The organism is Solirubrobacter ginsenosidimutans (assembly GCF_027587205.1).
In genome coordinates, this window is record NZ_JAPDOD010000003.1 from 71,391 (window position 1) to 95,631 (window position 24,241).

Annotated in this window: 25 protein-coding genes and 1 pseudogene; 15 read left to right on the plus strand and 11 right to left on the minus strand. The window is 72.3% G+C overall.

Annotation, left to right across the window (positions count from 1 at the left end):
* Positions 1 to 4: 4 nt before the first annotated feature.
* Genes OM076_RS05265 through OM076_RS05290 form a run of 6 tightly spaced genes read right to left on the minus strand, consistent with a single transcriptional unit; the run spans position 5 to position 5,570 of the window.
* On the minus strand, positions 5 to 292 hold the full coding sequence (locus tag OM076_RS05265) for a hypothetical protein (protein ID WP_270038430.1): 288 nt from the start codon (positions 290 to 292) through the stop codon (positions 5 to 7).
* A complete protein-coding gene (locus tag OM076_RS05270; RefSeq protein WP_270038431.1) occupies positions 289 to 1,638 on the minus strand; it encodes an FAD-dependent oxidoreductase in 1,350 nt (449 codons plus the stop codon). The genes OM076_RS05265 and OM076_RS05270 overlap by 4 nt, the downstream gene beginning before the upstream one ends.
* Entirely contained in the window at positions 1,623 to 2,039 is a 417-nt protein-coding gene (locus tag OM076_RS05275) for an OsmC family protein (RefSeq protein WP_270038432.1), read from the minus strand. The genes OM076_RS05270 and OM076_RS05275 overlap by 16 nt, the downstream gene beginning before the upstream one ends.
* Positions 2,036 to 3,193: an MSMEG_0565 family glycosyltransferase gene (locus OM076_RS05280; protein WP_270038433.1), complete on the minus strand. Its 1,158-nt coding sequence runs from the start codon at positions 3,191 to 3,193 to the stop codon at positions 2,036 to 2,038. Before OM076_RS05280 ends, OM076_RS05275 begins: the two co-directional genes overlap by 4 nt.
* Positions 3,190 to 4,608, minus strand: a complete 1,419-nt coding sequence (locus OM076_RS05285) for an AllF/FdrA family protein (RefSeq protein WP_270038434.1) — start codon at positions 4,606 to 4,608, stop codon at positions 3,190 to 3,192. Before OM076_RS05285 ends, OM076_RS05280 begins: the two co-directional genes overlap by 4 nt.
* Entirely contained in the window at positions 4,605 to 5,570 is a 966-nt protein-coding gene (locus OM076_RS05290) for a carbamate kinase (RefSeq protein ID WP_270038435.1), read from the minus strand. The genes OM076_RS05285 and OM076_RS05290 overlap by 4 nt, the downstream gene beginning before the upstream one ends.
* Positions 5,571 to 5,730: 160 nt before the next feature.
* Here OM076_RS05290 and OM076_RS05295 point away from each other — a divergent pair, with 160 nt between their 5' ends.
* From OM076_RS05295 to OM076_RS05315, 5 genes are read left to right on the plus strand one after another with little or no spacing between them, the layout of a single operon-like run.
* Positions 5,731 to 6,219: an MSMEG_0572/Sll0783 family nitrogen starvation response protein gene (locus tag OM076_RS05295; protein ID WP_270038436.1), complete on the plus strand. Its 489-nt coding sequence runs from the start codon at positions 5,731 to 5,733 to the stop codon at positions 6,217 to 6,219.
* 4 nt (positions 6,220 to 6,223) lie between these two features.
* Positions 6,224 to 6,847 carry a hypothetical protein gene (locus OM076_RS05300; RefSeq protein WP_270038437.1) on the plus strand — a complete coding sequence of 208 codons (624 nt, stop codon included), beginning with the start codon at positions 6,224 to 6,226 and terminating at the stop codon, positions 6,845 to 6,847.
* A 1-nt stretch (position 6,848) separates the two neighbouring features.
* Positions 6,849 to 7,709, plus strand: coding sequence for an amidohydrolase family protein (locus OM076_RS05305; RefSeq protein ID WP_270038438.1), 861 nt, complete (start codon positions 6,849 to 6,851; stop codon positions 7,707 to 7,709).
* Positions 7,702 to 8,859, plus strand: a complete 1,158-nt coding sequence (locus OM076_RS05310) for an MSMEG_0568 family radical SAM protein (RefSeq protein ID WP_270038439.1) — start codon at positions 7,702 to 7,704, stop codon at positions 8,857 to 8,859. The genes OM076_RS05305 and OM076_RS05310 overlap by 8 nt, the downstream gene beginning before the upstream one ends.
* On the plus strand, positions 8,831 to 9,301 hold the full coding sequence (locus tag OM076_RS05315; protein WP_270038440.1) for an MSMEG_0567/Sll0786 family nitrogen starvation N-acetyltransferase: 471 nt from the start codon (positions 8,831 to 8,833) through the stop codon (positions 9,299 to 9,301). The genes OM076_RS05310 and OM076_RS05315 overlap by 29 nt, the downstream gene beginning before the upstream one ends.
* Here OM076_RS05315 and OM076_RS05320 read toward each other — a convergent pair.
* A complete protein-coding gene (locus OM076_RS05320; RefSeq protein WP_270038441.1) occupies positions 9,255 to 10,220 on the minus strand; it encodes an AIR synthase related protein in 966 nt (321 codons plus the stop codon). The two genes, OM076_RS05315 and OM076_RS05320, sit on opposite strands and share 47 nt — an antisense overlap.
* 30 nt (positions 10,221 to 10,250) lie before the next feature.
* On the opposite strand from OM076_RS05320, the gene OM076_RS05325 reads away from it, so the two are divergent.
* The 5 genes from OM076_RS05325 (at position 10,251) to OM076_RS05345 (ending at position 16,463) form a co-directional block, all read left to right on the plus strand.
* Entirely contained in the window at positions 10,251 to 11,654 is a 1,404-nt protein-coding gene (locus tag OM076_RS05325; RefSeq protein ID WP_270038442.1) for a YlbE family protein, read from the plus strand.
* Positions 11,647 to 12,648, plus strand: coding sequence for an oxamate carbamoyltransferase subunit AllH family protein (locus tag OM076_RS05330; protein WP_270038444.1), 1,002 nt, complete (start codon positions 11,647 to 11,649; stop codon positions 12,646 to 12,648). Before OM076_RS05325 ends, OM076_RS05330 begins: the two co-directional genes overlap by 8 nt.
* Positions 12,645 to 13,526: an XcbA family protein gene (locus tag OM076_RS05335; RefSeq protein WP_270038445.1), complete on the plus strand. Its 882-nt coding sequence runs from the start codon at positions 12,645 to 12,647 to the stop codon at positions 13,524 to 13,526. The genes OM076_RS05330 and OM076_RS05335 overlap by 4 nt, the downstream gene beginning before the upstream one ends.
* Complete coding sequence (gene xcbD, locus OM076_RS05340; RefSeq protein ID WP_270038446.1) at positions 13,523 to 14,860, plus strand: 3-sulfopropionylcysteine synthase XcbD; 1,338 nt, start codon at positions 13,523 to 13,525, stop codon at positions 14,858 to 14,860. Before OM076_RS05335 ends, xcbD begins: the two co-directional genes overlap by 4 nt.
* A gap of 106 nt (positions 14,861 to 14,966) precedes the next feature.
* The gene (locus OM076_RS05345) at positions 14,967 to 16,463 is read left to right on the plus strand and encodes a lyase family protein (protein ID WP_270038448.1); all 1,497 of its coding nucleotides are present in this window, start codon (positions 14,967 to 14,969) and stop codon (positions 16,461 to 16,463) included.
* 42 nt (positions 16,464 to 16,505) lie between these two features.
* Here the strand turns inward: OM076_RS05345 and OM076_RS05350 are convergent, their stop codons facing one another.
* From OM076_RS05350 to OM076_RS05360, 3 genes are read right to left on the minus strand one after another with little or no spacing between them, the layout of a single operon-like run.
* Positions 16,506 to 17,327 carry a phosphosulfolactate synthase gene (locus OM076_RS05350; protein ID WP_270038450.1) on the minus strand — a complete coding sequence of 274 codons (822 nt, stop codon included), beginning with the start codon at positions 17,325 to 17,327 and terminating at the stop codon, positions 16,506 to 16,508.
* A gap of 31 nt (positions 17,328 to 17,358) precedes the next feature.
* A complete protein-coding gene (locus OM076_RS05355) occupies positions 17,359 to 18,828 on the minus strand; it encodes a WS/DGAT/MGAT family O-acyltransferase (RefSeq protein ID WP_270038451.1) in 1,470 nt (489 codons plus the stop codon).
* A 23-nt stretch (positions 18,829 to 18,851) separates the two neighbouring features.
* Positions 18,852 to 18,986: a hypothetical protein gene (locus OM076_RS05360; RefSeq protein WP_270038452.1), complete on the minus strand. Its 135-nt coding sequence runs from the start codon at positions 18,984 to 18,986 to the stop codon at positions 18,852 to 18,854.
* A gap of 152 nt (positions 18,987 to 19,138) precedes the next feature.
* Here OM076_RS05360 and OM076_RS05365 point away from each other — a divergent pair, with 152 nt between their 5' ends.
* From OM076_RS05365 to OM076_RS05385, 5 genes are read left to right on the plus strand one after another with little or no spacing between them, the layout of a single operon-like run.
* Positions 19,139 to 20,383: an NAD(P)/FAD-dependent oxidoreductase gene (locus OM076_RS05365; RefSeq protein ID WP_270038454.1), complete on the plus strand. Its 1,245-nt coding sequence runs from the start codon at positions 19,139 to 19,141 to the stop codon at positions 20,381 to 20,383.
* A complete protein-coding gene (locus OM076_RS05370) occupies positions 20,380 to 20,967 on the plus strand; it encodes a DUF1365 domain-containing protein (protein ID WP_270038456.1) in 588 nt (195 codons plus the stop codon). The genes OM076_RS05365 and OM076_RS05370 overlap by 4 nt, the downstream gene beginning before the upstream one ends.
* Complete coding sequence (locus OM076_RS05375) at positions 20,964 to 22,199, plus strand: SAM-dependent methyltransferase (RefSeq protein ID WP_270038457.1); 1,236 nt, start codon at positions 20,964 to 20,966, stop codon at positions 22,197 to 22,199. The genes OM076_RS05370 and OM076_RS05375 overlap by 4 nt, the downstream gene beginning before the upstream one ends.
* Positions 22,196 to 22,555, plus strand: a complete 360-nt coding sequence (locus OM076_RS05380; RefSeq protein ID WP_270038458.1) for a hypothetical protein — start codon at positions 22,196 to 22,198, stop codon at positions 22,553 to 22,555. The genes OM076_RS05375 and OM076_RS05380 overlap by 4 nt, the downstream gene beginning before the upstream one ends.
* Entirely contained in the window at positions 22,552 to 23,445 is an 894-nt protein-coding gene (locus OM076_RS05385; RefSeq protein ID WP_270038459.1) for an alpha/beta fold hydrolase, read from the plus strand. The genes OM076_RS05380 and OM076_RS05385 overlap by 4 nt, the downstream gene beginning before the upstream one ends.
* On the opposite strand, the pseudogene OM076_RS05390 reads toward OM076_RS05385, so the two are convergent.
* Positions 23,431 to 24,180 (minus strand): annotated as a pseudogene (locus OM076_RS05390) (YihY/virulence factor BrkB family protein); the annotation flags it as partial. The gene OM076_RS05385 and the pseudogene OM076_RS05390 overlap by 15 nt on opposite strands.
* Between the last annotated feature and the right edge of the window lie 61 nt (positions 24,181 to 24,241).

The window sequence follows — 24,241 nt, forward strand, 5'->3', positions numbered from 1 at the left end:
CGGGTCAATCGTATCTGCGCTCCGGCGGCTTCCAGGGCTCTCCGGGCTCCCGCGGCGGCGGGGTCCAGCCCTTGGCCGTCATCTGCAGCGAGTCCATCGCGCGCCGCTTGACCGCCCACGGCACGCGGCGATAGAGCGGGACGAAGAGCAGCCGCCACGCGCGCCCCTCGCGCCCGCGGTAGGGCTCGACCGTCCCCGGCACGCCCTTGCCGAGCCGCCGCACGGAGTCCTGGAGCAGGTAGTGCTCGGACTGCTCGCGCAGGCGCTGCTTGGCCTCCGAGAGCCGTGTCATGCCGCCGCTTTGTCCCGGAGGGCCGCGAGGCCGTTCTGGGCCGCGATCGCGACCGGCTCGAACAGCGCGCCGATCGGCGGCGAATAGATGTTCTCCATCCATGCCAGGTCGTGCAGCGTCGCGCCGCGCTTGGCCGCGAAGGCGAGGAAGTCCGCGCGCTCCTTGACGCCCTCGCCGCCGTGGATCTGGGCGCCGATGATCTTCAGCGTGTCCGGCTCCGCCAGCAGCTTGACGTTGGTGCGGGTCGCGCCCGGGAAGTAGCGCGCGCGGGAGACGCCGACGCCCTTGGCGACGACGTACGGCACGCCCATCGCCGTGGCCAGCGTCTCGCCGATCGAGAAGCCGCCGATCGTGTAGTCGCCGGCCACCATGCCCCACGGGATCCAGACCGGGTCGTACTTGAGGTCCTGGCCGGCGATGTCGAACGCCGCGGTGCGGCCCTGCGCGTAGGCGTGCGAGCCGGTGAGCCCGCGGATCGGGATCATCGAGAGCCCGTGCGGGACCTCGACCACGTCGCCCGCCGCCCAGACGTTCGGCTCCGACGCCCGCATTCGCTCGTCGACCATGATCGCGCCGGTGGTGCCGAGCTTCAGGCCCGCGGCCTCGGCCAGCTGGGCGCTCGGGATCTTGTGCAGGCAGACGATCACCGCGTCGCATTCGATCTGCCCGTCGGTGGTCGAGACCGCGCGCACGCGGCCGTTGCCGTCGCCGATGAACTCCTCGACGCGCGTGCCGAAGCGCAGCGTCACACCGCGCTTGGTCAGCGACTCGTGGACGGGCTCGGCGACGTCGGGATCGAGCAGCTCCGACAGCGCCCACGGGCCTTCGTCGATGAACTCGACCTGGAGGCCTCGGTGGGCGAGGTTGCCGGCCATCTCGACGCCGATCGGCGTGCCGCCGTAGACGACGATGCGCTTCATGGAGTCCAGTTCCTTGTCGAACTCCATCGCCGCGCGGATGTCCTTGACGTAGTGCAGGCCCTCGAGGTTCGCGCCCGGGACCTTCGGCTTCTCCCAGGTCCAGCCGGTGCAGATCGCGAGCTTGTCGAAGCCCTCGTGGGTGTTGCGCGAGGTGATCGTCCCGCGCGCGAGGTCGATGTCGGTGACCGCGGTCTCCATCCGCATGTCGAGCCCGTCCTCGACGTAGCGGTCGACCGTCGAGAGGAACAGCGACTCGAACTTGTCGATCTCACGGCCGTGGACGAACGGGATGCCGCACGGGGAATACGCGATGTCCGGGAACTCGGTGAACAGCGTGACCTTGAGCTTCGGGTTCAGCCGCTTGGCGATCGTGGCCGTGGCCGTGCCGGCGCCACCGCCCCCGATCACGATCAGTCGCTCAGACATGAGTCCTCCGTTGCTCGGTACTCGATTTCGGGTGGCTGGGACAGCGTGTTGGAGACCCAGCACAAACGTTGCGCCCGCTCGACGTGCGCGGCCAGTTCGGCGGCGGGAACCTCGGCGTGGGCGGTGACGATCAGCCGGCCGTAGCGCAGCTCGCGGCCGGCGCGTTCGGCGCGCACGTCCACGCGCAGGCCCGGCAGCTCGGCGCCGTCACGCCGGGAGACGTGGCCGAGGGCGAGCGCGAAGCAGCTCGCCAGCGACGCCGCCAGCAGCTCGGTCGGCATGACGCCGTCGTCGGCGCCGCCGGTCGACTCCGGCTCGTCGACGGCGATCGTGTGCCCACGCGCCTCGACGGTCGCCGAGTAGCCGCCGTTGAACGTCGCGGTGACCTCGAGCGCGTTCATCGCGCCACGCTCCCCATGTACGCGTAGGCCGCTTCGTGCTCGCGGCCCGAAGCGTCCCAGCCGAAGCCAGCGACGACCTCCTTCCCGCCACGGCGCAGGTGCTCGCGCAGGTCAGGGTCGCGCGCGACGCGGGTCAGGGCCGCGGCCAGCGCGGCGGCATCGCCGACCGGGTGCAGCAGGGCGCTCTCGCCGTCGGTCAGGTACCCGCGCAGGACGTCGAGATCCGACGCCACGAGCGGCAGGCCGGCGGCGAGCGCCTCCAGCGCCACCAGCCCGAAGCCCTCCTTCACCGACGGGAAGGCGAACACGTCAGCGGCGCGGAACAGCCCTTCGATCTCGTCCGGCTCGAGCGCGCCGAGCCGGCGCACGTGGCGCGTCAGGCCGAGGGCCGTGACGCGGGCGTCGAAGCGCTCGACCTCGTGGCGGTAGTCGAACAGCGTGGCGCCGCCCGCGATCAGCAGCAGCGGGTCGCGGTGGGGCAGGGTCTCGCGCAGGCGGGCGAAGGCCTCGAGCAGCGTCAGTGAGCCCTTGCGCGGCTCCACTCCGCCCACCGTCAGGACGGTCAGCCGGTCCTCCACGTCCGCGCGGCGGCGGGCGTCGTCGCGCTCGGCGGCGTCGCGCGGCGGGCGGAAGCGGTGGGTGTCGACGCCGTTGGGGACCACGGCGGCGGTCACGCCGAAGTCCGCCGACAGGCGCTCGACCCATGGCGGTGACACGCAGAGCACGCGGTCGGGCGCGGTGATCGACCGGTCCTGACACGCGATCAGCGACGGCGAGGTGAAGTCGTCGACGTGGTGCACGGTGCGCACCACGTGCTCGATCACGCCCTCGTCGCGCAGCGTCAGCGCCGCGTTGGCCGAGAGGCAGTCCTGCGCGTGGACGATGTCGTGGCGCCCACCCGCCAGCAGCGGGCGCAGGCCTTCGGTGTAGGCGTCGAGCATCGCCTGGATGCGCTCGTCGAAGGGCACGTCGGGCGGCGTGTGGCGCACGATCCGGACCGGCAGCGCGGTGTCGCGGAACAGCGCGTCGCCTGGGCGTCCGAGCGTCATCAGTTCGACGGCGTGTCCGCGCCGGGCCAGCGCCTCTGAGACCTCCAAGGCGTGCACGACGCCGCCGCGCGGCTTGACCGAGTAGGTGAGCATGGCGATCCTCATGCCGCCAGCGCCCGCCCGGCGAGCCGCGCCGCGGCCGCGTTGGTGGGGGCGACGATCACGCCCGCCTCGCGCAGGGTGCGCGCCTGGCGGCTCGCGTCCTGCGGGTCGCCGTCGGTCCCGCACACGTGGGCGATCACCGGAACGCGCCCGGCGAGCGCCCGCAGCGCCTGGGCCAGCCCGCCCGCCGGGTCGGCGTGGGAGCCGTGCCCGATCACGACGTCGAGCAGCACGCAGCCGAGCCCGTCGCTCGCGGCCGCTCGTTCGAGGAATCCGATGCGGACCTCGAGATCGACCATCGGGTGCGGGCGGCCCTGGGTGTACTCCTCCTCGCCGAGGTCGAAGATCGCGTGCCCTTCGTCGTCGTCGCCGTGACCGGCGTTGCCGCCGATCGCGCCCAGCAGCGGTTCGAGGATCGTCACCGCCTCGTGCGCGAGCGAGCCGCCGGAATACAGCCCGAGCAGCCGCCCGCCGGTACGCCGGGCGTCGATCTCCGCCTCCAGCGCGCCGACGTCGGGAGCGGCGACCCCGGCCGCGGCGAACGCGCCGGCGGCGAGCGTCGGATGGATCTCGAACGGCGCGTCGCCGCCTTCCCAGCCGACGAACGCGGCGACGACGCGCTTGCCGCGCACGTCGACCTCGCCGAGCTTCTGGACGACCTCGCGCGCGGGCGGCTTGGAGACGAGCAGGAGCGTGTCGGTGCCGTCGTCGGCGGCGAGCAGCCGCATCGCCTCGCCGAACATCAGCCCGCCCACCTCGCTGGACAGGTCGCGGCCGCCGACGCCGACGATCTGGGAGACGCCGATCTCGGCGCCGTCGAGCAGGCTGGCCGTCTCCTGGGCACCGGTGCCGGCGGCCGCGACGATGCCGACGGACCCGGCGCGGACGACGTTCGCGAACCCGAGCCCGACCTCGCCGAGCATCGCCGTGCCGCAGCCCGGGCCCATGACGAGCAGACCCAACTCGACGCCGCGGCGCTTGAGCGCGACCTCGTCAGCCTCGGAGACGTGATCGGAGAAGAGGAAGACGTGCAGGCCCTCGGTGAGCGCGCGGTGCGCCTCGAAGGCGGCGTACTCACCGGGCACCGAGATCAATGCCACATTGGCGTCCGCGAGCCCGCGGCGGGCGAGGCCGAGCGAGCGCGGTGGGGCGGCGACGGCGCCGTTGTCCGCGGCGGTCGCGGGAGCGGCGAACTCGCGCTCGGCGGCGTCGAGCGCCGACTCCGGCCCCTCGACGGCGATCACGACGTCGGTCGGGCCGGCATCGCAGGTGACACCGAGTGCCGCGAGCGTCTCGAGGTTCGCGGGCGTGCCCATCGCCACCTCGGCGCGGCCGTGGGCGCGCAGCTCCTTCGCCACCTTCATCAGCCGCACGCTGTCGACGTAGCGGTTGCGGACCACGCGGACCGCCCAGCTCATGCGGTTACCGCGGTTTTGGCCACCACCGAGGGACCGTGGGCGTCGGGCACGACCCACGTGCCGTCGTCGCCCGCGACCGCGGCCACGAGCCGGTCGGCGCTGGTGATCACCGCGCGCCCGCCGGACTCCTCGACGAAGCGTGCCGCCGACTCCATCTTCGGGCCCATGCTCCCGACCGGGAAATCGCCGTCGGAGAGCCCGCGGCCCGCGTCGGAGACCGTCAACCTCGCCAGCTCGCGCTCCCAGCGCGTCCCGAAGTCGAGCGATACCCGCCGCACGCCGGTCAGCAGCACCAGGACATCGGCGTCGATCTCGACGGCGAGGCACTCGGAGCAGCGGTCCTTGTCGATCACGCCCGCGACGCCGGTGACCTGGCTGCCGGTGATCGCGACCGGGATCCCGCCGCCTCCGCAGCAGATCACGACCGTCCCGCGCTCCAGCAGCGCGGCGACGTTGTCCTGGCCGAGCACCTTGATCGGGAACGGGCTGGGCACGACGCGACGCCACCCGCGGCCGGCGTCGGGGGCGACGTCCCAGCCGAGCTCGGCGGCGCGGCGGTCCGCCTCGTCCTCGTCGTAGAACGGGCCGACCGGCTTGGTCGGGTTGCGGAAGGCGTCGTCCTGCGCGTCGACGAGGACCCGCGTGAGCAGGACCGCGATCGGGACCGACGGGTCGACGGCGGCGAACGCGCTCTCGAGCAGGTAGCCGATCTGTCCTTGTGTCATCGCGATCAGGGCGTCCAGTGGCAGCGGCGCCGCCTCCTGTTCGCCGAGCGCGTTCTGCAGCAGCAGCGCGCCGACGTGCGGGCCGTTGCCGTGCGTGAGCACGACCTCGTGCCCCTGCGCGCGCAGCGCCAGTACGGCCTCCGCGATCTCACGCACGTTGGCCAACTGCTCGGGCCAGGTGCCGGCCTGGCCGGCCTTGATGAGGGCGTTGCCGCCGACGGCGACGACGATGCGCACGGCGCTCAGATCCTCCTGTGGAAAGTCATCCGTTTCTTATCGTATATGCCGACTTGGTGCTGGATAGGGGGGTTTTCCCACCGTTGTGACCACTCTATGTTGCGGAGCGTTCACGATCCGATACGGTCGAAACTCGTTCGTCGACCGAAGAGGAGGACACGTGGCGAAGTCCGACGTAATCCAGCTGCCGGAGAAGGGCACCGAGCTCTTCGACACCTCGGAGAAGGTCTTTCCCGACGTCAAGGCCGAGCCCGGCGAGAGCGCCTACACGTTCATGCACACCGTGCCCTACGAGGGGTCGGTCGGCCTGGTCAACCTGCTCACCACCACGCGCGTGCAGCGCAAGGGCTTCAAGACGCACCTGGTGCTCTACGGGCCTGGCGTGTTGATGGCATCGGGATCGCGCGGGTTCCCCAAGGTGGGTGATGAGGCGTTCCCGGGCCACATGGCGATCAACAACCAGCTGCAGACGTTCATGGACGAGGGCGGCACGATCTACGCCTGTCGCTTCGCCTCGGGCGCGCTGTACGGGTTCCCGGAGGACCTGATGATGAAGGGCGTCAAGCCGTTCCATCCGCTCGACGTCCTCGATGCCGCGCTGACGGCGTGGCGCGACAAGGCGTTCCAGCTCAACACCTGGACCGTCTGAGTCCATGCTCGTGCTGGACCGGGATGCCGCAATCGATCACTGGCGGCGCGCCGAGGCGCGGATCTATCCCTCCGTGATGGTCAACGCCGAGCTCTACCAGCAGTACATCGGCGTCGTGCGCGCGGTGGCCGACGAGCTTGCCGACGTGCGCTCGGAGGACGACCTGGTCGTGGCCTGGCACGAGCGGAGTGATCTGGTGCGCGAGGTCGTCTCGCGCTCCGCCCCGCCGATGTTGGCGCTGATGGACCTCGGCGCGGTGCGCGACGCGGCGTTCTGCCACCGCCACCGCGACCTCACCCGCGAGCAGGGCAAGGCGCTGGCCGCCGAGCGCCTGCTGCGGGCGAAACGCGACGGAGCCGAGTGGGTGGTCCTGTTCGAGGACGTCACGCCGCTCGGCTCGCACACCCTGGAGATGCACGTCGCCTCCGGTCGTGCGCTGCACGCCGCGGCCGAGCTGCCGCTGGACGCGGGCCGGCCGAAGTTCACGCTCGAGGTCGTCCAGCTCGACCCGGACGACGGCGCGTGGCGGCTGGACAAGGCTCCGCCGATGCCGGAGCAGACCTTCGACACCCGCGAGGAATGGGAGGCGCGCATCGACCAGGCGCGCGTCCTGTTCGGGAAGCGCTGACATGGCCACACATCCCAAGAAGATCATCGACGCGCACTGCCACATCGGCGAGATCCCGCCGTGGAAGTTCTATGACCTCGAGCACCCGGTCAAGCCGACGGTCTACGACTACGCCGACACCAAGCAGTTCGTCAAGCGCCACATGGACTACTTCAAGGTCGAGCGGGCGCTGGCGATCTCCAACTACGGCGTCCCGATCCACGAGCTGTCGTTCGACCTCAACGACGTCGTGATGGACGCGGCCACTTCGAATGACCGCATCCTGGCGGCGATCTGGGTCTCGTTCCTGCCGCGCAACGCCGAGATGACGCGCAAGGCGTTGAAGCTCGCGTCGGAGTCGCGCGTGGTGGCGTTGAAGACCACGTTCCTGCTCGGTGGCAACCCCGACCCGGGGACCTGGGACGAGGAGACCTTGGCGTTGGCCGACGAGATCTTCGACGTCTGCGAGAAGCACGATCTGATGTTCCACTTCCACACGTCACCCGGCGGGAACTCGGACATCAACAACTTCGTTCCGCTGGTCGAGAAGTACGGCAAGCGCTGCAAGATCTACCTCGTCCACTTCGGCGGCGGGGTATCGGGGCACATCAAGCTCGTCCCGAAGTTCCTGCAGTGGGTCCGTGACGGCTACAAGGTCTACACCGACACCTCGTGGGCGGTCGGGTTCGGCGCCCGCTGGCTGCTGACCGAGATCGAGAAGCAGGGCGTCGGGGGAGACCGCGTGTTCTTCGGCTCCGACGAGCCGTGGTCGGACTTCGACAGCGAGTACTGGAAGCTCAACGGGGTCCGTGACATCTCGCAGGAGCTCAAGGAACGGGTGTTCTGGCAGAACTACGAGGAGGCCTACGGGACGCATGCCTGAGCCGGTGCGCCTCAGCCTCGATGACCGGCAGCTCCTGGTCGAGCTGCAGTCGCTCGGCGTCCGTGTGGAGGATGCCACCGACGGCCCGCTACCCGGGCGCCTCGGCGGCGCGGGCCCGTCGGACGCCCTGTTCCTGTGGGTGCGCGGGCTGCCGCTGACGGTGCCCTCGCACGCGAGCTACGTCGATGCCTCGCCGTACACGGTGCGCGTCGAGGGCAAGCGGGCGACGCTGTTCCGCGACGACGAGCTGGTCGGCCCGGTGACGCTGCCGCCGCGGCCGCGGATCTACGACATGCAGACCGCCGACGGCGTCCCGTACTGGAAGATCGCGCTGCTGCACCTGGACTCGATCGCCTCGACCGTGGTCCAGAAGTGCATCTACTGGGACACGCCGGAGCAGTGCGGGTTCTGTGGCATCGAGCTCACCCGCGGCGAGCAGACGATCCCGGTCAAGACGCCCGCGCAGCTCGCCGAGGTGTGCACCGCCGCGCGCGACTACGACCACGCGGTCGACGTCACGCTGACGACGGGGTCTTTGAATCGCCGCGACCGCGGCGCGATCTACATCTCGCGCTGCGCTTCGGCCATCAAGGAGGCGTCCGGGCTGCCGATCCAGGTGCAGTTCGAGCCGCCGGACGACCTGCGGGTGCTCGACGAGGTGGCGCGCGCCGGCGTCGACGCGGTCGGCATCCACTCCGAGACGTTCGATCCGGAGGTGCTGGCGCGGGTCGCCCCGGGCAAGGCGCAGTGCGGGATCGAGGGGTACTTCCGCACGTGGGAACGCGCGGTCGACGTCTTCGGGCGCGGCAGCGTCACCACCTACGTCCTGCTCGGGATGGGCGAGCGCGAGGAGCTGATCATCGAAGGCTGCCGGCGGGCGATCGCGATGGGCGTCTACCCGTTCGTGGTGCCGTTGCGACCGGTCCCGGGGACGCTCATGGCGGACTCCCCGACGCCCGATCCGGACTACGTGGGGCGGGTGTACGGCGAGGTCGCGGCGATGCTCTCCGAGGCCGGCTTCGACCATCTGGACGCGAAGGCCGGCTGCGCCCGCTGCCAGGCGTGCTCCGGGCTCTCCGCGTGGGAACGCGTCATGCGCCGTGAGGACGGCGCCGATCTCGATGATCTCTTCGTCGGCGCACACGGCTGAGGTCGCGATCGCGGCGAGCCTCGACGAGCTGTCGGCGCACTTCGCCGTGCGCCGGCGCGTGTTCGTCGAGCAGCAGGGGCTCTTCGAGGGCTCAGATCGCGACGCGTACGACGATCTGGCCGACACGCTGCACGTCGTGGCCCTGGTCGACGGTGAGGTGGTCGGCACCGTGCGGCTCTACCCGCTCGGCGACGGCCTGTTCAAGGGCGACCGGCTGGCGGTGCTCCCGGACGCGCGGGTGCACCGGCTCGGCGGTGAGCTGGTGCAGTTCGCAGTGCGGACCGGGGGCGCTCTGGGCGGTTCGCGGATGGTCGCGCAGGTGCAGGTGCCCAACGTGCGCTTCTTCGAACGCCTCGGCTGGGTCCGTGACGGCGAGGCGGCGCGCTACCACGGGGTCATGCACCAGCCGATGGCGATCGCGCTGCGCCGTCCAGGGCAGTGAGCGGCGTGGCGGTGAGGTCCCAGGCGGTGGAGCCGGCACCGTTGATCGTCAGCGTCAGCCGCTTCGTGTCATCGAACCGCCCGCAGGGCGCGCAGGCCAGACCGCGCCTGAGGAAGACGTCGACGGCTTGCGCCGCGGTCTTCTCGGGCGCGGCGAGCAGGAAGCCGAAGCTCGGGAACGTCAGCAGCCAGCGTTCGAGGGGCACGCCGGTGGGCCGTGGGATCGCATCGACGTCCAGGGTCGCGCCGACGCCCGCGCCCTCGATCATCTGCAGCAGCGAGCCGGCGATGCCGGGCATCGAGACGTCGCGCGCCGCGTGGCAGAGGCGCTGTTCGGCGACCTCGACCAGCGCCTCGCCGTCGCTGCGCAGCAGGTTCGGGCGGCGGTCGTGCAGCGCGGTGAAGAAGTCGTTGGCGTCGCTCATGTATCGCCCGTCGATCGCGAACGCGGCCAGCAGGATGTCGCCCGGCCGGGCCGCCGAGGCGCGCAGCGGGGCTTTGGTGAACCCGGTGGCGGAGGCCGACAGCGCGGGTGCGTGGCCGATCGTGGTGTGGCCGCCGACCACCGGCACGCCGAGCTTGTCCGCCGCCCAGCGGATGCCGTCGAGGACCGCCTCGGCGTGCTCGCGGTCGGGTGAGATCAACATGTCGACGATCCCCAGCGGCCGGGCGCCCATGGCCCGCACGTCGGACACGTTCGTGACCACGGCGGCGGAGCCGGCGCCGTACGGGTCGGCGATCAGGAAGGGCGGCGAGATCGCCTCGCCACAGAGCACCAGGTATCCGTCCCCGTGTGGCACCAGCGCGGCGTCGTCGCCATCGAGCGACGGGTCCAAGCGTTTGACGACCTCGAGGTCGCGCTTGCCGAGGAGGCCCGGGGCGTTCGTGACGAGCGCGACCAGCGCATCCAGATCTGACATCGCGACCATTCAACCAGCGCGGAGAACCGCATGACCCCGAGAGCCGACGTCCTCACCCGAGTCGAGGCGGTGAACCTGGGTCTGTCGACCTTCGCGGACGCGCTGCGCGCCCAGGACGCCCCGGTGGTGCAGGTCGACTGGCGCCCACCGGCCGGCGGCGACGCGACGATGCTCGACGTGCTCACACGACTGTGGGGCCGGCATGGGCGGGTGGTGGGCGCGGCCAACGCGGACGCCGTGGCGCGGATCGAAGGGTGCTCGCCGCGGGCGGTCACCGTCGCTGCGGCGAGTTCCGTGGTCCCGGGGCTGGAGGACGGCGTGCTGCTGCACTCGGGCCCGCCGATCGCGTGGGAGCGGGTGTGTGACCCGCAGCGCCGCGCGCTCCTGGCCGCGGTCGTGTTCGAGGGCTGGGCCGCCTCGCGTGCGGAGGCGGCGTCGCTGCTGGAGCGCGGCGAGATCACGTTGGCGCCCGGCAACGAGCACGACCACGTCGGGCCGATGACCGGTGTCTGCTCGCCGTCGATGCCCGTGTGGGTGGTCGAGGACGGCGCGCGGCGCGCGTTCTCGACCTTGAACGAGGGTCCGGGGAACACGCTGTGGTTCGGGGTGGGTGACGACGAGGCCGTGTCGCGGCTACGGTTCTTCCGCGACGATCTCGGCCCGCGGCTGGCGCGGATGCTCGAGCACCGCGGGCCGATCGACGTGTTCGGTTTGGCGGCCCAGGGGCTCAACATGGGCGACGAGCTGCACATGCGCAGCCAGGCCACCGGGAACCTGCTGCTGCGCGAGCTGGCCGCGTCGATCGCGGTGGTGGGCGGGGAGGAGGCGGCGCGCTTCATCGCCGGCAACCACCACTTCTTCCTGAACCTGACCATGGCGGCTTCGAAGTGCGCCTCTTTGGCGTTGGACGGGTGTCTTGGCTCAAGCGTTGTCTCGCTGATCTCGCGCAACGGCGTGGAGGTCGGCGTGCAACTGGCCGGCATGCCGGGACGCTGGTTCGTCGCGCCGGCGGCCACGGTGGACGACGCGCTGCTCCGCGGCGGCCATACGGCGGACGACGCGGCGCGCGACATCGGCGACTCGGCCGTGATCGAGTGCATCGGTCTCGGCGGCATGGCGCTGGCCGCCGCGCCGGTCGTGGCCTCGTTCTTCGGTGGCAACGCGGCGGCCGCGGCGGCACGCACCGAGCTGATGGCGCAGATCTGCGCCGCCCGTTCGGAGCGCTTCACGCTGGCCAACCGTGACCATGTCGGGACGCCCGTCGGCATCGACGCGCGCCTCGTCGCCGAACTCGATGTCACGCCACAGATCACCACCGGCGTCCTGCACGGCCACGCGGGCACGGGCCAGATCGGCGCGGGCGTCGCCCACCAGCCGGTCGCGCCGTTCCGCGCCGCGATCACGGCCCTGGCGGCGGAGCTCGACGGTGACTAGCACCGTCGTGATGACGCGGGCGTTGTGGGCCGGTCCAGGTGCATGGCGGGTGTTGGCGCGCGGCGGGACCGGCGTCGTCGAGTTCGCGCTGCACCCGGGCGGGTACGCACGGCTGGGCGGGGAGTGGCTGCTGCTCGCGATCCCCCGCGCCCCGCGGGGACCGTTGACGCTGCTGGTCGCGGGCCTGGAGGCGACGCCTTTGGCGGCGGGCGACGACGTCGCGCTGGAGTACGACTTCGCGCTGCGCGGGAGGGGAGTGGACGGCGGATGGCCGCCGGGACGCGCCGACGCGGACCGGCGAGTGGTCGCGAAACCACCTGTGAGGTGCCTCAGTGACCACGACGCATCGCGAGCCCTCACGCCGCCCGCGCGTGTGGTCGCCGGCGACACCTCGCCGCCGGGACGCGGCAGCGGCCGCGAGCGGCCGGGTGGAGGGGTCGCCGACACGCGACACACCGCCGCGGCGCGGTGCGGCGGCACGGCGACGCTCCGTGCCGGGACATTGCACATCGATCTCGCCGGGCTCGGGCGCGCGCACTCGACGCTTGTCCCGCCGCCGCTCGCGCCGGGCTGGCGTGGCGCCGTGACCGCCGCTCTCGACGCAGCTCCTTCCCCGCCCGACGCGCTCACCGCCGGTCTCTCCGCCCTCCGGCGCGGCGACGAGAGCGAGGCTGTCGCCGAGCTCGCCGGTCGCGGCGAGGGGCTGACGCCGGCCGGCGACGACGTCCTCGCCGGGTACGCCGCGTGGTGTCACGCGCAGGGGCGCGAAACCGCCGTCGTCGCGCTCGCCGCCGAGCGGGCGGCGCCGCTCGGGCTCGCCTATCTGCGCTGTGCCACGCGAGGGGAGTTGCCGGAGCCCGCCGCCGCCGTGCTGCGGGCGATCCGTGCCGGTGACGTGGCCGCCGCGCGGCGGCGCGCGGCGGGTCTCTCACGCTGGGGCGCCAGCTCGGGCGCGGCGATCCTGTGGGGCATCGCGGCGGGAGCGTTCGCGTGAACGAGATCGGCCCGAACTTCATCGCCCGCCCGTACCGCGGCGTCAGCGTGCAGGACGTGCCGAGCCTCGAATCGGCGGCACTGCTCAATCGCATCCGCTCGCGGCGCGTGTATCGGCGCACCGAGTTCATCGTCGCGGTGTGCGGCGGCGAGCGTGCGCTGGTCCAACTCGAGCGGGCGGAGGGCGACGGCATCGTCGTCGACGTCCGCGACGCGCGCGTGCTCGCCGGACCGGAGGAGGTCGCGTTCATCACCGACGACACGGTCGACACCGGCAACGCGGGCCAGCTCGCCGGCGCCGCGCGGCGCAGCGGCCGGGATGCGCTCGTCTACGTCGTCGAGGGCCGCTACCAGCACGTCAACTTCATCTACGCGCCCGCCCCGCTGCGCATCCGCGTGGTCGAGGTGGTCCCGCCGCACCCGCCGAAGCTGCTCGACATGGCGACCACGGTCCTCGGCTACGACGAGGACCTGCCGCCGCTGGAGCTGGACTTCGTGGCGATCGACCTGCGCGAGCTCGCCGCCGCTCACCCCGCGGAGCACTATCTGTTCCCGTGCCGGTGCGCCGGGCTGGACCTTCACGCGACCGTCGACTTCCTCGACGCGGGGCCGCCCGAGGCCGCCGACTGGACGCTCGTGGGTTGTGAGCGCTCGCGCCAGATTCATGAGGCGCTGTACGGTCAGGAGCCCCACGCCCGCGTGGATTTCTGCCCGCTGCTGATCGAGGGCTCCGTGCCCGGTCCCGAACTGACGCTCCTGAAGTGCTGCCTGCGCGAACGCGGCATCGAACGCGAGGGCGCGCGCATGACCGTGCCGTGGGGCGCGAGCCTGGAAGAGGTCCGCGCGGCCCTGCGCTCGCTCGCGGGGGTGGCGGCGTGAGTGGCATCGACCTGGCCGATTCGGTCATCTACGGCCACCTGTGGGCGACCGACGAGACGCGCGCACTGCTCGGCGACGCGGGCCGGACGAGCGCGTGGGTGCGGATCATCGCCGCCCTGGCCGAAGTCCAAGGAGAGCTCGGCGTGATCCCTGAGGCGGCGGCCGCCGAGTTGGCGCGGCTCGACGGCACGGTGGACCTCGAGGCGGTGGGGGAGGAGACGCGCGCGAGCGGGCACTCGACGCTCGGCCTGATCCGTGTCCTGCGGCGCGGCCTCGGCCCGGAGGCCGCCGAGTGGATCTACTACGGCGCCACGGTCCAGGACGTCACCGACACGTGGTTCGGGCTCGTCATGCGCGACGTCCTCGACCTGGCCGAGCGCGAGTTGCTGGCGATCGAGACGGCGCTGCTGCGGCGCGCGAGCGAGCATCGCGACACGCCGATGCTCGGCCGCACGCACGGGCAGCCGGGGTTGCCGATCACGTTCGGGTTCAAGGCCGCCGTCTGGGCGGCTGAGGTGGGGCGCCACCTCGACCGCATCGGCGAGGCGCGCCCGCGCCTCGCCGTCGGGCAGCTGGCGGGCGCCGTCGGCACGCTTTCGGCGTGGGGCGACGCCGGGCCGGAGCTGCAGCGCCGGTTGATGTCACGGCTCGGCCTCGGCGTCCCCGAGACGAGCTGGCTCACCGCGCGCGACCGGATCGCCGAGTACGTCACGCTGCTGGCGCTCGTCACCGGCACGCTGGCCAAGATCGGCAACGAGGTCTACAACCTCCAGCGGCCGGAGCTCGGGGAGCTCTCGGAGGCGCCGACGCCCGGCGTCGTGGGCAGCATCACCATGCCCCAGAAGCGCAACCCGGAACGCTCGGAGCACCTCTGGACGCTCGCCCGTCTGGTCCGCTCGGATGCCGGGCTGGCGCTCGAGGGGCTCGTCGGCGAGCACGAGCGCGACGGCGCGGCCTGGAAGACCGAATGGGCGATCGTCCCGCAGGCGACCGCGGCCGCGGCGACCGCCCTGACCCTCGCACGCGAGCTCGTCGAGGGCCTGCGCGTCGACGCGCGCCGCATGCAGGCCAACCTCGACGCCCAGCGGGGCTACGTCCTCGCCGAGCCGGCGATGCTGGCGCTCGCGCAGCGCGTCGGCAAGCACCGCGCGCACGAGCTCGTGCAACGCGCCGCGCTCGCGGGCCAGGAGGCAGACGTCACGTTCGCGGAGGCACTCGCCGCGGACCCGGAGATCGCCGCGCTGCTGCCACAGACCGACTTGCGGGTCGAGCAGGCACTCGGCGCGGCCCGCACGACGGTCGACGACGTCATCGCCCGCAGGCGGTCGCGGTGACCGCGCGGCGCACGGCCACGGACGGGGCGCCGCGCGTGGTCGCGATGAGCGCGCGGCGCAGGGCCACCGACAGGGCGCCACGCGGCGGCGTCCGCGGGCGGTCGCGATGACCGCGCGCCGCGGGGGAGCGCACGCGGCGCCGCCCGGATATCTCGGGGCCGAGGCGCGCGTGCGCAGCGGGCCGGCGCCCGAGCTCGTCGCCGCCGGCTACGAGCTCGAGCTCGCCGACGCGCCGCTGCTGCATCGCGGCCTCGGGCTCGCGGATCTGGCGCACGTGATCGCGCTCGCGGAGGGCGGCGCCATTTCATCCGACGATGCCCGCGCGCTCCTAGGCGCCCTCCTCGAGCTGCACGACGGCGAGCCCGAGATCGACGACCCGCGCTACGGCGATCTCGCCAACGTCCGCGAGCGCACGCTCGAACAGCGCGCCGGCAGTGCCGCGGGCTGGTTGAACGCGGGCCGGCCGCGGCGCGAAGCGGGGCGAGTCGCGTTCCGGATCGCGCTGCGCGAGCGACTCCTCGACCTCGAGGCGGCGACATTGCGCTTCGCGGCCGCGCTGGTCGCCCTCGCCGAGCGCGAGCGCGACACGCCGATGCCGGACTACACCTACCTGCAGGTCGCCCAGCCGACGACGGTCGGGCACTGGGTGCTGTCGTTTGCGCAGCCCGCCTTGCGCGATGCCGACCGCCTCGCGCGGGACTTCGCCGCGGCCAACCTCAGCCCGGCCGGCGCGGGCGGCGTCAACGGCTCGCGCTTCCCGCTCGATCGCGAGCGCCTCGCGGGCCTGCTCGGCTTCAGCGCGCCGATCGAGCACACCCGCGACGCGATGTGGCAGACGGATCCGCTGACCGAGGCCGCGTGGCACGCGGCGACCGCGGCGATGGGCGCGAGTCGCTTCGCCGAGGACCTCGAGATCTATGGCAGCGACGAGTTCGCGCTCCTGGCGATCGACGACGCGTTCTGCCGGGCGAGCGCGCTGATGCCACAGAAGCGCAACCCGTACGCGCTCGTCGTCATCCGCGGCGGCGCGGGCACGCTGCTCGGCCGCGCCACCGGCGTCCTCGCCACGCAGCACACGCCGTCCGGCCGGACCGACAACCTGCTGTACGCGTACGGCGAGGTGTGCGGCGCCGTCGAGCTGGCGCGGCGGGTGGTCGACCTCACCGCGGCAGTGACCGAGACCCTGCGCGTCGACCGCGAGGCCTGTGCGCGCGCCCTCGACGCGAGCGCGGCGCTGGCGGCCGACGTCGCGGAGGTCCTCAGCCTCGAGTGCGGGCTGGACTATCGGTCCGCCTATCGCGTGGTCGGGCGCGCGGTCGCCGACGGGGCGCTGGACGCGAGTGGCATCGAGCGAGCCGCGCGCGACGTGCTCGGCCGTCCCGTGACGATCGACGCGGCCACGCTCGAACGAGCGCTCGACCCGGCGCAGGCGCTCGCGGCGCGGGTCGTCACCGGCGGCGCGGCACCGGCGCCGATGTCAGCGATGCTCGCCGGAGCGCATGCGGCCGTCGAAGCCGCGACCGCGCAGGTGGCGCGGGACCGCGACGCGATCACCCGTGCCGAAGCCGCGCTCGTCGCGCAGGCGCGGGCGCAGGCGCGCTGACACCACGTTCGTCGCGCAGGCCGGCGTGGGCGAGCCCCGCGGTCAGGTGCTCGCGCGCTGAGGCAACAGGTCGAGCGTGTCGAAGCGCAGGCCGCGGCGGAGCGTCTCGAGCGCGATCACGTCGTCGGTGCCGATGTTGCCGAGGTTGACGTTGGGCCCCACGCGACGCAGCAGCCACGCCTGCTGCGCGCGCTGCGGGGCCTCGAAGATCACCGTCTCCTGGCCGACGGCGTGCAGGATCGCGTCGACCAGTTCGCCGTGCACCGCGCCCGTCTCGTCGAACAGGCCGACCGTCCCGCTCTCGCGCCCTTCGGCGATCACGAGCGCGGCCCCGGCCGCCAGGTCGCTGAGCATCTCCGCACACCAGTCGCCGGCCACCGCCTCGCCGGTCTTGCTGCCGACCTCGGCGATCACGGTGAACTCGCGCGCCAGCTCGGCGATCAGCTCCGCCTTGCGCTCGCGCGCCAGCGGCAACGAGCCGTTGGACACCTCGACGCAGTCCATCCCGAGCTCCCGCAGCCACTCGACGTAGCCGTCGATGCGACCCTGGTGGGCGGCGATCTCCAGCAGCGTGCCGCCGGGGCAGATCGCGATCCCGGCGTCACGGCAGATCGCGACCTTGTCCGCGACCGCGCCGCTGACGTAGGCCGTTCCCCAACCGAGCTTGATCATGTCGATGTGCTCGCCCGCCGTCACGAGCAGCGACTCGAGCGCGAGCGGCGAGAGGCCGCGATCGATCACGTGCGTGATCCCTGCACGGCGCGGCTTGAGCGTGCGCTCGGGCAGATCCAGGAACGTCGGCACCGGGCGGCGTGGCACGTGCGGCGGACCCACTCCGTCGAGTCGCAGCGTGCGGTCGTCCACGGCATTGATGATAGGCCGCGCAGGGCGCGTCCTATCTGCGCGTCTTGCCGATTTCCTCCAGCTCGGTCAACGCGTGGGCGGCGCCTTCCAGGAACGCCCAAGCGTCGTCGATCTGCTCGCGGTCGCCCACGATCCCGAAGTCGACGCGGTCCTTGTAGGAGACGACGGTGATGTTCAGCCCGACGCCGTCGACGATCACGCTGACCGGGAAGTTGGAGACCATCTCGGCGCCCGCGCAGTAGAGCGAGGTCCGCGGCCCGGGGACGTTGGAGATCACGAGGTTCAGCGGCGGGCGGGTCCGGCTGAGGATGTCGACCGTGTTGCGCGCGGCCAGCGAAGCGACCGCGGGCGGGATGAACGCGGTCGCGTCGGTCAGCAGCGAGGCGGGCAGCGCGCTGTGGCGCTCCTTCGCGCTGCGCAGGTACTCGTGGGTGCGGCGCAGGCGCTCCGCCGGGTCCGGCTCGTTGGTCGGGATGGGCACGATCATCATCGAGATCCGGTTGCCCCACGCGCCGCGCTCGTCGCGCTTGCGGACCGACATCGGGATCAGCGCCACGAGCGGGTCCTCGGGCAGCGCGTCGCGCTCGATCAGCCAATCGCGTACCGCGCCCGCGCAGAGCGTCACCACGACGTCGTTGACCGTCGTCCCGAACTCGCGCCGCACCTGCCGGACCGAGTCCAGCGAGAGCGAGCCGAACGCGAAGCGCCGGTGCGCCGAGACGGGACCGTTGAACGGCGTCTTCGGCGGGCGCGCCTTGGTCACTTCCAGGACCCCGGCGCTCTCGTCGGCGCCGAACGTGCGCCGCACGGCCGAGTAGACGTGCGACAGCGTCGGCACGCCGGGTAGCGCGTTGGCGCCCGGGAGGTCGGTGAAGCCGGCGATGGTGGTCGGCAGCGAGCGGAGCGCTCTCAGCGGCTGGCGAGGGATGCCGCGCAGACCGCGGGCGAGCATGTCCCGGTCGCGCGGGAGCGGCGGCGCGGGCCGCGTCTTGGCGGGCTTGGGCTCGACGTACCGCCCGGTCGGCTCCGGGTCCAGCAGCACGGCCATGATCTCGTTGCCGGAGATCCCGTCCACGACCGAGTGATGGATCTTGGTCAGCAGCGCGACGCGCCCGCCCTCGAGGCCGTGGATGACGTAGAGCTCCCACAGCGGGCGGCCCCGGTCGAGCGGGCGGCCGAACACCCGCTGCACCGTCTCGGCGAGCTGCCGGTCGTCGCCGGGCGCGGGGATCGCCGTCTCACGAATGTGGAACTCCAGGTCGAAGTCGGGATCGTCGACCCAGTACGGAAGATCGAGCCCGAGCGGGACCTGCACCAGCCGCCACCGCAGCGGCGGCAGCAGATGCAACCGGTCCTCGAGGAGCTGCTTGACCTCGGCGCCGCCGAGTTTTCCGCCGGGAGCGGTCGTCGGGTCATAGATCCCGAGGAACGCCACGTGCCCGTAGATCCGCGCCGATTCGACGTTGAGGAACTGCGCGTCGAGCGTGCTCAGCTGCCGCATCACCCGCAGCTTCGCAGGTCACTTCATGCGCAGGCGCCAGCCTTCTTGGCACCGGGCGGCAGGCAGAGATAGCGGCTGAGCGGCGCCCTGTGCGAGCGGATCGTGAAGCGCGCGATCTTCGCGATCGCGTTCGGCGCCAGGATCCTGACCTCGAGCACCGCGCCGACCCGGAACCTGGCGTGGGTGAAGTGCCGCTTGCGCAGGTCGACGTCGCCGGCTAGGTCTGGGCGTGGGCGGGCGAGGCGAACCAGAGCGCGCCAACCACGGCCAGCAATGATCCGAAGACGGGTCGTTGCACGAAGAAGGAGGTGTGAAGATCGCGATCGTCGGAGCCGGCATTTCCGGGCTCGCCACCGCCCACCTCCTCCAGCAGCGGCACGAGATCACCGTGTTCGAAGCGGGTGCGACGGCGGGCGGGCACGCGAACACCGTCCGCGTCGACACCGAGGACGCGACGCATCACGTCGACACCGGGTTCATCGTCTTCAACGACCGCAACTACCCGAACTTCGAGCGGCTGCTGAGCCGGCTCGGGGTCGCGTCGCAGCCGTCGGACATGAGCTTCGGGGTCTCCGACGGCGGCGACTTCGAGTACAACGGCTCGTCGCCCAACGGGTTGTTCGCCAAGCGCGCGCACCTCGTGACGCCGTGGTTTCACCGGATGATGGCGGACCTCGTGCGCTTCAACGGGCACGCGAAGACGCTGCTCGCGCAGGGCGGCGAAGGTCCGTCGCTGGGCCACTGGCTGGATGCCGGCGGGTACTCGCGGGCGTTCGTCGAGCGGCTGATCGTGCCGCAGGCGTCGGCGGTGTGGTCCGCCGACCCGCGCCAGATGTGGACGTTCCCGGCGCGCTTCCTGGTCGAGTTCTTCGCCAACCACGGGATGCTGGGGTTCGCGAAGCGGCCGCAGTGGAAGACGGTCGTCGGCGGCTCGCGGACCTATGTCGACGCGATCACGCGACCGTTCGCCGCCCGGATGCGCCTCGACACGCCGGTCACCGCGATCGAGCGCGACGGGGACGGCGTGTCGATCACCCCGCGCGGCGGCCAGGCCGAGCGCTTCGACGAGGTCGTGCTCGCGACCCACTCCGACCAGGCGTTGCGGATGCTCGGCGCCGAGGCGACCGACCGCGAGCACGAGATCCTCGGCGCGATCCCCTACCAGCCCAACGAGGCGGTCCTGCACACCGACCGCGCGTTGTTGCCGCGACGCCGGCGGGCGTGGGCGAGCTGGAACTACCACCTGCTCCCGGAGCCGACCGGGCTGACCACGGTCACCTACCACATGAACCGCCTGCAGGCACTGAGCGCGGACCGCGAGTTCTGCGTGACGCTGAACCGCGCGGAGGCGATCGATCCGGCGAAGGTCCTGCGCACGATTCAGTACGCGCACCCGGTCTTCACGCCCGAAGGCGCCGTGGCGCAGAAACGCCACCACGAGATCAGCGGCCGCAACCGCACCCACTTCGCCGGCGCGTACTGGCACTGGGGCTTTCACGAGGACGGCGTCGCGAGCGCGGTCAAGGTCGCCGAGCGCTTCGGGGCGCGCCTGTGACGGCGACCATGTACGCGGGGACGATCCGCCACCGGCGCTTCGCCGTCCGCTCGCACGAGTTCCGCCACCGGATCGCGTTCGCCTACCTCGACCTGGACGCTCTACCGGTGCGCTTCGGGGTCCCGGAGCCGATCGCGTCCGTGAAGCTGCTCACGATGCCGCGCTCACTCGGCGTCGGCTTCAACCCCGTGTCCTTCTACTACTGCTTCGACGACGGCGGCGAGTTGACGCACCTCGTGGCGGAGGTCACCAACACACCCTGGGGAGAACGGCACGCCTACGTGCTGCCACAGGGCAAGGGATCGCCGGAGAAGGCCTTCCACGTCTCGCCGTTCATGGGCATGGACCACGAGTACGAGGTCCGTGCCACGGCGCCCGGCGAGACGCTCTCGGTCCACATCGCCAGCCACCGGGCGGGCGAGCTCGCCTTCGACGCCACGCTCAACCTGCGGCGCCGTCCGTACCGCCGATCCCGGCTCCTCGGCGCGTCCGTCCGCACGCTGCTCCTGATCTACGCGCATGCGATCGCCCTGAAGCTCAAGGGCGCGCCCTACTTCCCTCATCCTCGACCGGAGGCCTCTTGATCCACCACGTCGCCCGCGGCCTCGTCTGCGCTCTGCTGGAGCGCATCGAGTCCGGACAACTCACGCTCGTCGAGAACGGCATCCGGCGCGTCTTCGGCTCCGGGTCGCCGCAGGCCACCGTCGTCATCCGCGACCCGCGCGCGTTCATCGCGCTGCGGCGGGGCGGGAAGGGGCTCGCCGAGTCCTACGTCGACGGCTGGTGGGACTCGCCGGACGTGACCGCGGTGATCGAGGTCGCCGCGCGCAACCTCGACGGCATCGATGCGTTCCGCCGCCGGATCACGCCGGTCCGCGAGCCCTACCAGCGCGCGAAGACCTTCCTGCGGCGCAACACGCCGGTGCGCTCGCGCGAGGACATCGCCGCCCACTACGACCTCGGCAACGACCTCTTCGAGCTGATGCTCGACGAGACGATGATGTACTCGAGCGCGATCTTCGAGCGCCGTGACATGACGCTCGCCGACGCGTCGCGGGCGAAGCTGGAACGGATCTGCGAGAAGCTCGACCTGCAACCGTCCGACCACGTGCTCGAGATCGGGACCGGGTGGGGCGGGTTCGCGCTGCACGCGGCGCAGACCCGCGGCTGCCGCGTGACCACGACGACCTTGTCGCGCGAGCAGCGCGACCTGGCGCTGGAGCGGGTGCGCGAGGCCGGCATGGAGGACCGCGTCACGGTCCTGCTCGACGACTATCGCGAGCTGGAAGGCACCTACGACAAGCTCGTCTCGATCGAGATGATCGAGGCCGTCGGCTGGAAGGACTTCGGGACGTTCTTCGACCGCTGTGCTGGGTTGTTGCGGCCCGACGGCGTGATGGGACTGCAGGCGATCACGATCGACGACCGGCTCTACGAGGTCGAGAAGGCGCAGCGCTCGTTCATGAACTCGCTGATCTTCCCGAACGGCTGCCTGCCGTCGGTCGAGGTGATCGCGCGCAGCGTCGCGCGCAAGAGCGACCTGCGGATGGTCGACCTCGAGGACATCACGCCGCACTACGCGGAGACGCTGCGGCGCTGGCGGGCGAACGTCGAGGCGCACACCGCGCGGCTCGCGGACATGGGCTATGACGACCGCTTCCAGCGGCTCTGGCGCCTGTATCTGAGCTTCTGCGAGGCGGGCTTCACCGAGCGCCGGATCGGCAGCGTCCAGATCGTGCTCGCCAAGCCGCGCTGGCGCGGGCGCCTGGACACCGCCGAGGCGCTGACGGCGCCGTCGATGGTGGCGAGCCTGTGAACCGCGCCGCTGTCGCGGTCTTCGGGCTCCGCGTGGCCTACGGCGTCGCGCTGATCGCCGCGCCGGAGCGGATGGCGAAGTCCTGGCTCGGGCCCGTCGGCGACCCGGCCAAGGTCGCGCTGCGCGCCGTCGGCGGGCGCGAGATCGCGCTGCACGGCTTCGCCCTCGGCGCCGCGGCACGCGGCGCGCCCCTGCTTCCATGGTTGCTGATGAGCATCGCGGGTGACCTCGGCGACATCGCCGCGACGTTCGCGGGGCGAGACGGCATCCCGGACGGAGCGGTGGGGAAGACCGCGGCTGTCGCGGGCGGGTCGGCCGCGTTGAGCGCCGCCGTCCTCGTGGCGGAGCGCGTTTGATCGCGCAACGCCGCGTGGGCGTGGGCGAGCCGCTCGTGCTCCTGCACGCCCTCGGCACCGACCGGCACATGTGGGACCCGGTGATCGATCGCCTCGCCGCCGAACGCGACGTGATCGCACTGGACATGCCCGGCTTCGGCGCGTCGCCGACGATCGCCGAGTTGGCACGCCGCGGCCTGGCCGCGTCCGAGCGCCCAGCCTCGCCGGCCGATCTCGCCGGCGTCGACCACGCGCGCCTCGCCGCGCTCGCCGCCGGCGGCGCCGTCTCGCCGGCCGACCTCGCGGCCGCGATTCACTCCCACCTCGTCGCCCTCGGCCTCGACCGCCCGCACGTGGCCGGCAACTCGCTCGGTGGGTGGGTGGCGCTCGAACTGGCGTTGGCCGGCCGCGCCCGGTCGGTGACGGCGATCGCGCCGGCGGGGCTGTGGGCGCAGCCACTCTCGCCCAAGCGCTCCGCCGCGCGGCGGCTCGCCCGCGCGCTGCGCCCCGCGCTGCCGGCGCTGCTCAAGAGCGGCCGCGGGCGCCGGATCGCGCTCGGCGGCACGATCGCCCATCCCGAGCGGATTCCCTACGCGGCCGCGCTGGCGCTCGTGCGCGCCTACGCCGACGCGCCCGGCTTCGACGCCGCCAACGCCGGCATGCGGGCGGGGCGCTTCACCGGCCTAGCCGAGATCGACGTCCCGCTCACGCTCGCGTGGCCCGAGCACGATCGGCTCGTCGCCCGGCCGAGCACCGTTCCCGCCGTCGCGCGTGAATTTCGCCTCCGCGGGTGCGGCCACATGCCCACCTGGGACGACCCCGAGCAGGTCGCGCGCGTCCTGCTGGCGGGCAGCGCGCTTGCGCCATGCGACATTGAACTCGCCGCCGAGCAGGATCGCGATGCTCGCTAGATAGGCCCAGATCACGGTCGCGACGACGGCGTTGACCGCCTGGCCGATCAGCTCCACGTTGGCGTCTCCGCTCGCCACGCCGAGTGAGTCGCGCATCCCCGCCGTCAGCCGGAACGCGGCGGCGGCGACGATCCACAGCGCCGCGCCCACGAGCGCGCCCGGCAGGCACTCGCGGCAGCAGTGCTTGACGTTCGGGCTGAAGCGGTAAAGGAAGGCCAGGAACGCGACGACCATCGCCAGCAGCAGCGGCCAGCGCAGCAGCGACCAGGCGAGCGCGTACTCGTCGCTCAGCCCGATCCGCCGCGCCAGCCCGCCGTCGGGATCGCCGAGCGGCCCGGTGACCATCAGCTCGACGCTCGCGGCGACGATGCCCACCGAGATCAGCGCGAACGCCAGCGCGATGAAGCGCTGGACGACGGTCGTGCGGCCGTGCTCCACGTGGTAGGCGTGGTCGAGCGCGTGCGAGGTCGACATGAAGAGGTGGCTGGAGAGCCACCAGGCGACGAGCAGGCCGATCGCCGCGACGCCGCCACGCGGCTGCGCGAGTTGCGCGTGCACGAACGGCGCGATCACCTTGTCCGCCAGCTCCGGCCCCATCAGCGTGCTGACGGCCTCGACCGAGGCGTCCTCGGCCTTGGCGACCGTCCCCGAGCCGATCACGCCCTCGCTCATCCCGAGCACCGAGCCCACCGCGACCGTCGAGGGGACGAGCGTCAGGACGGCGAAGAACGCCATCTCGGCCGCGTGGCCGGTGGTGCGGTGCGCTTTGGCGGCGAGGCCGGCGCGGATCGGGACC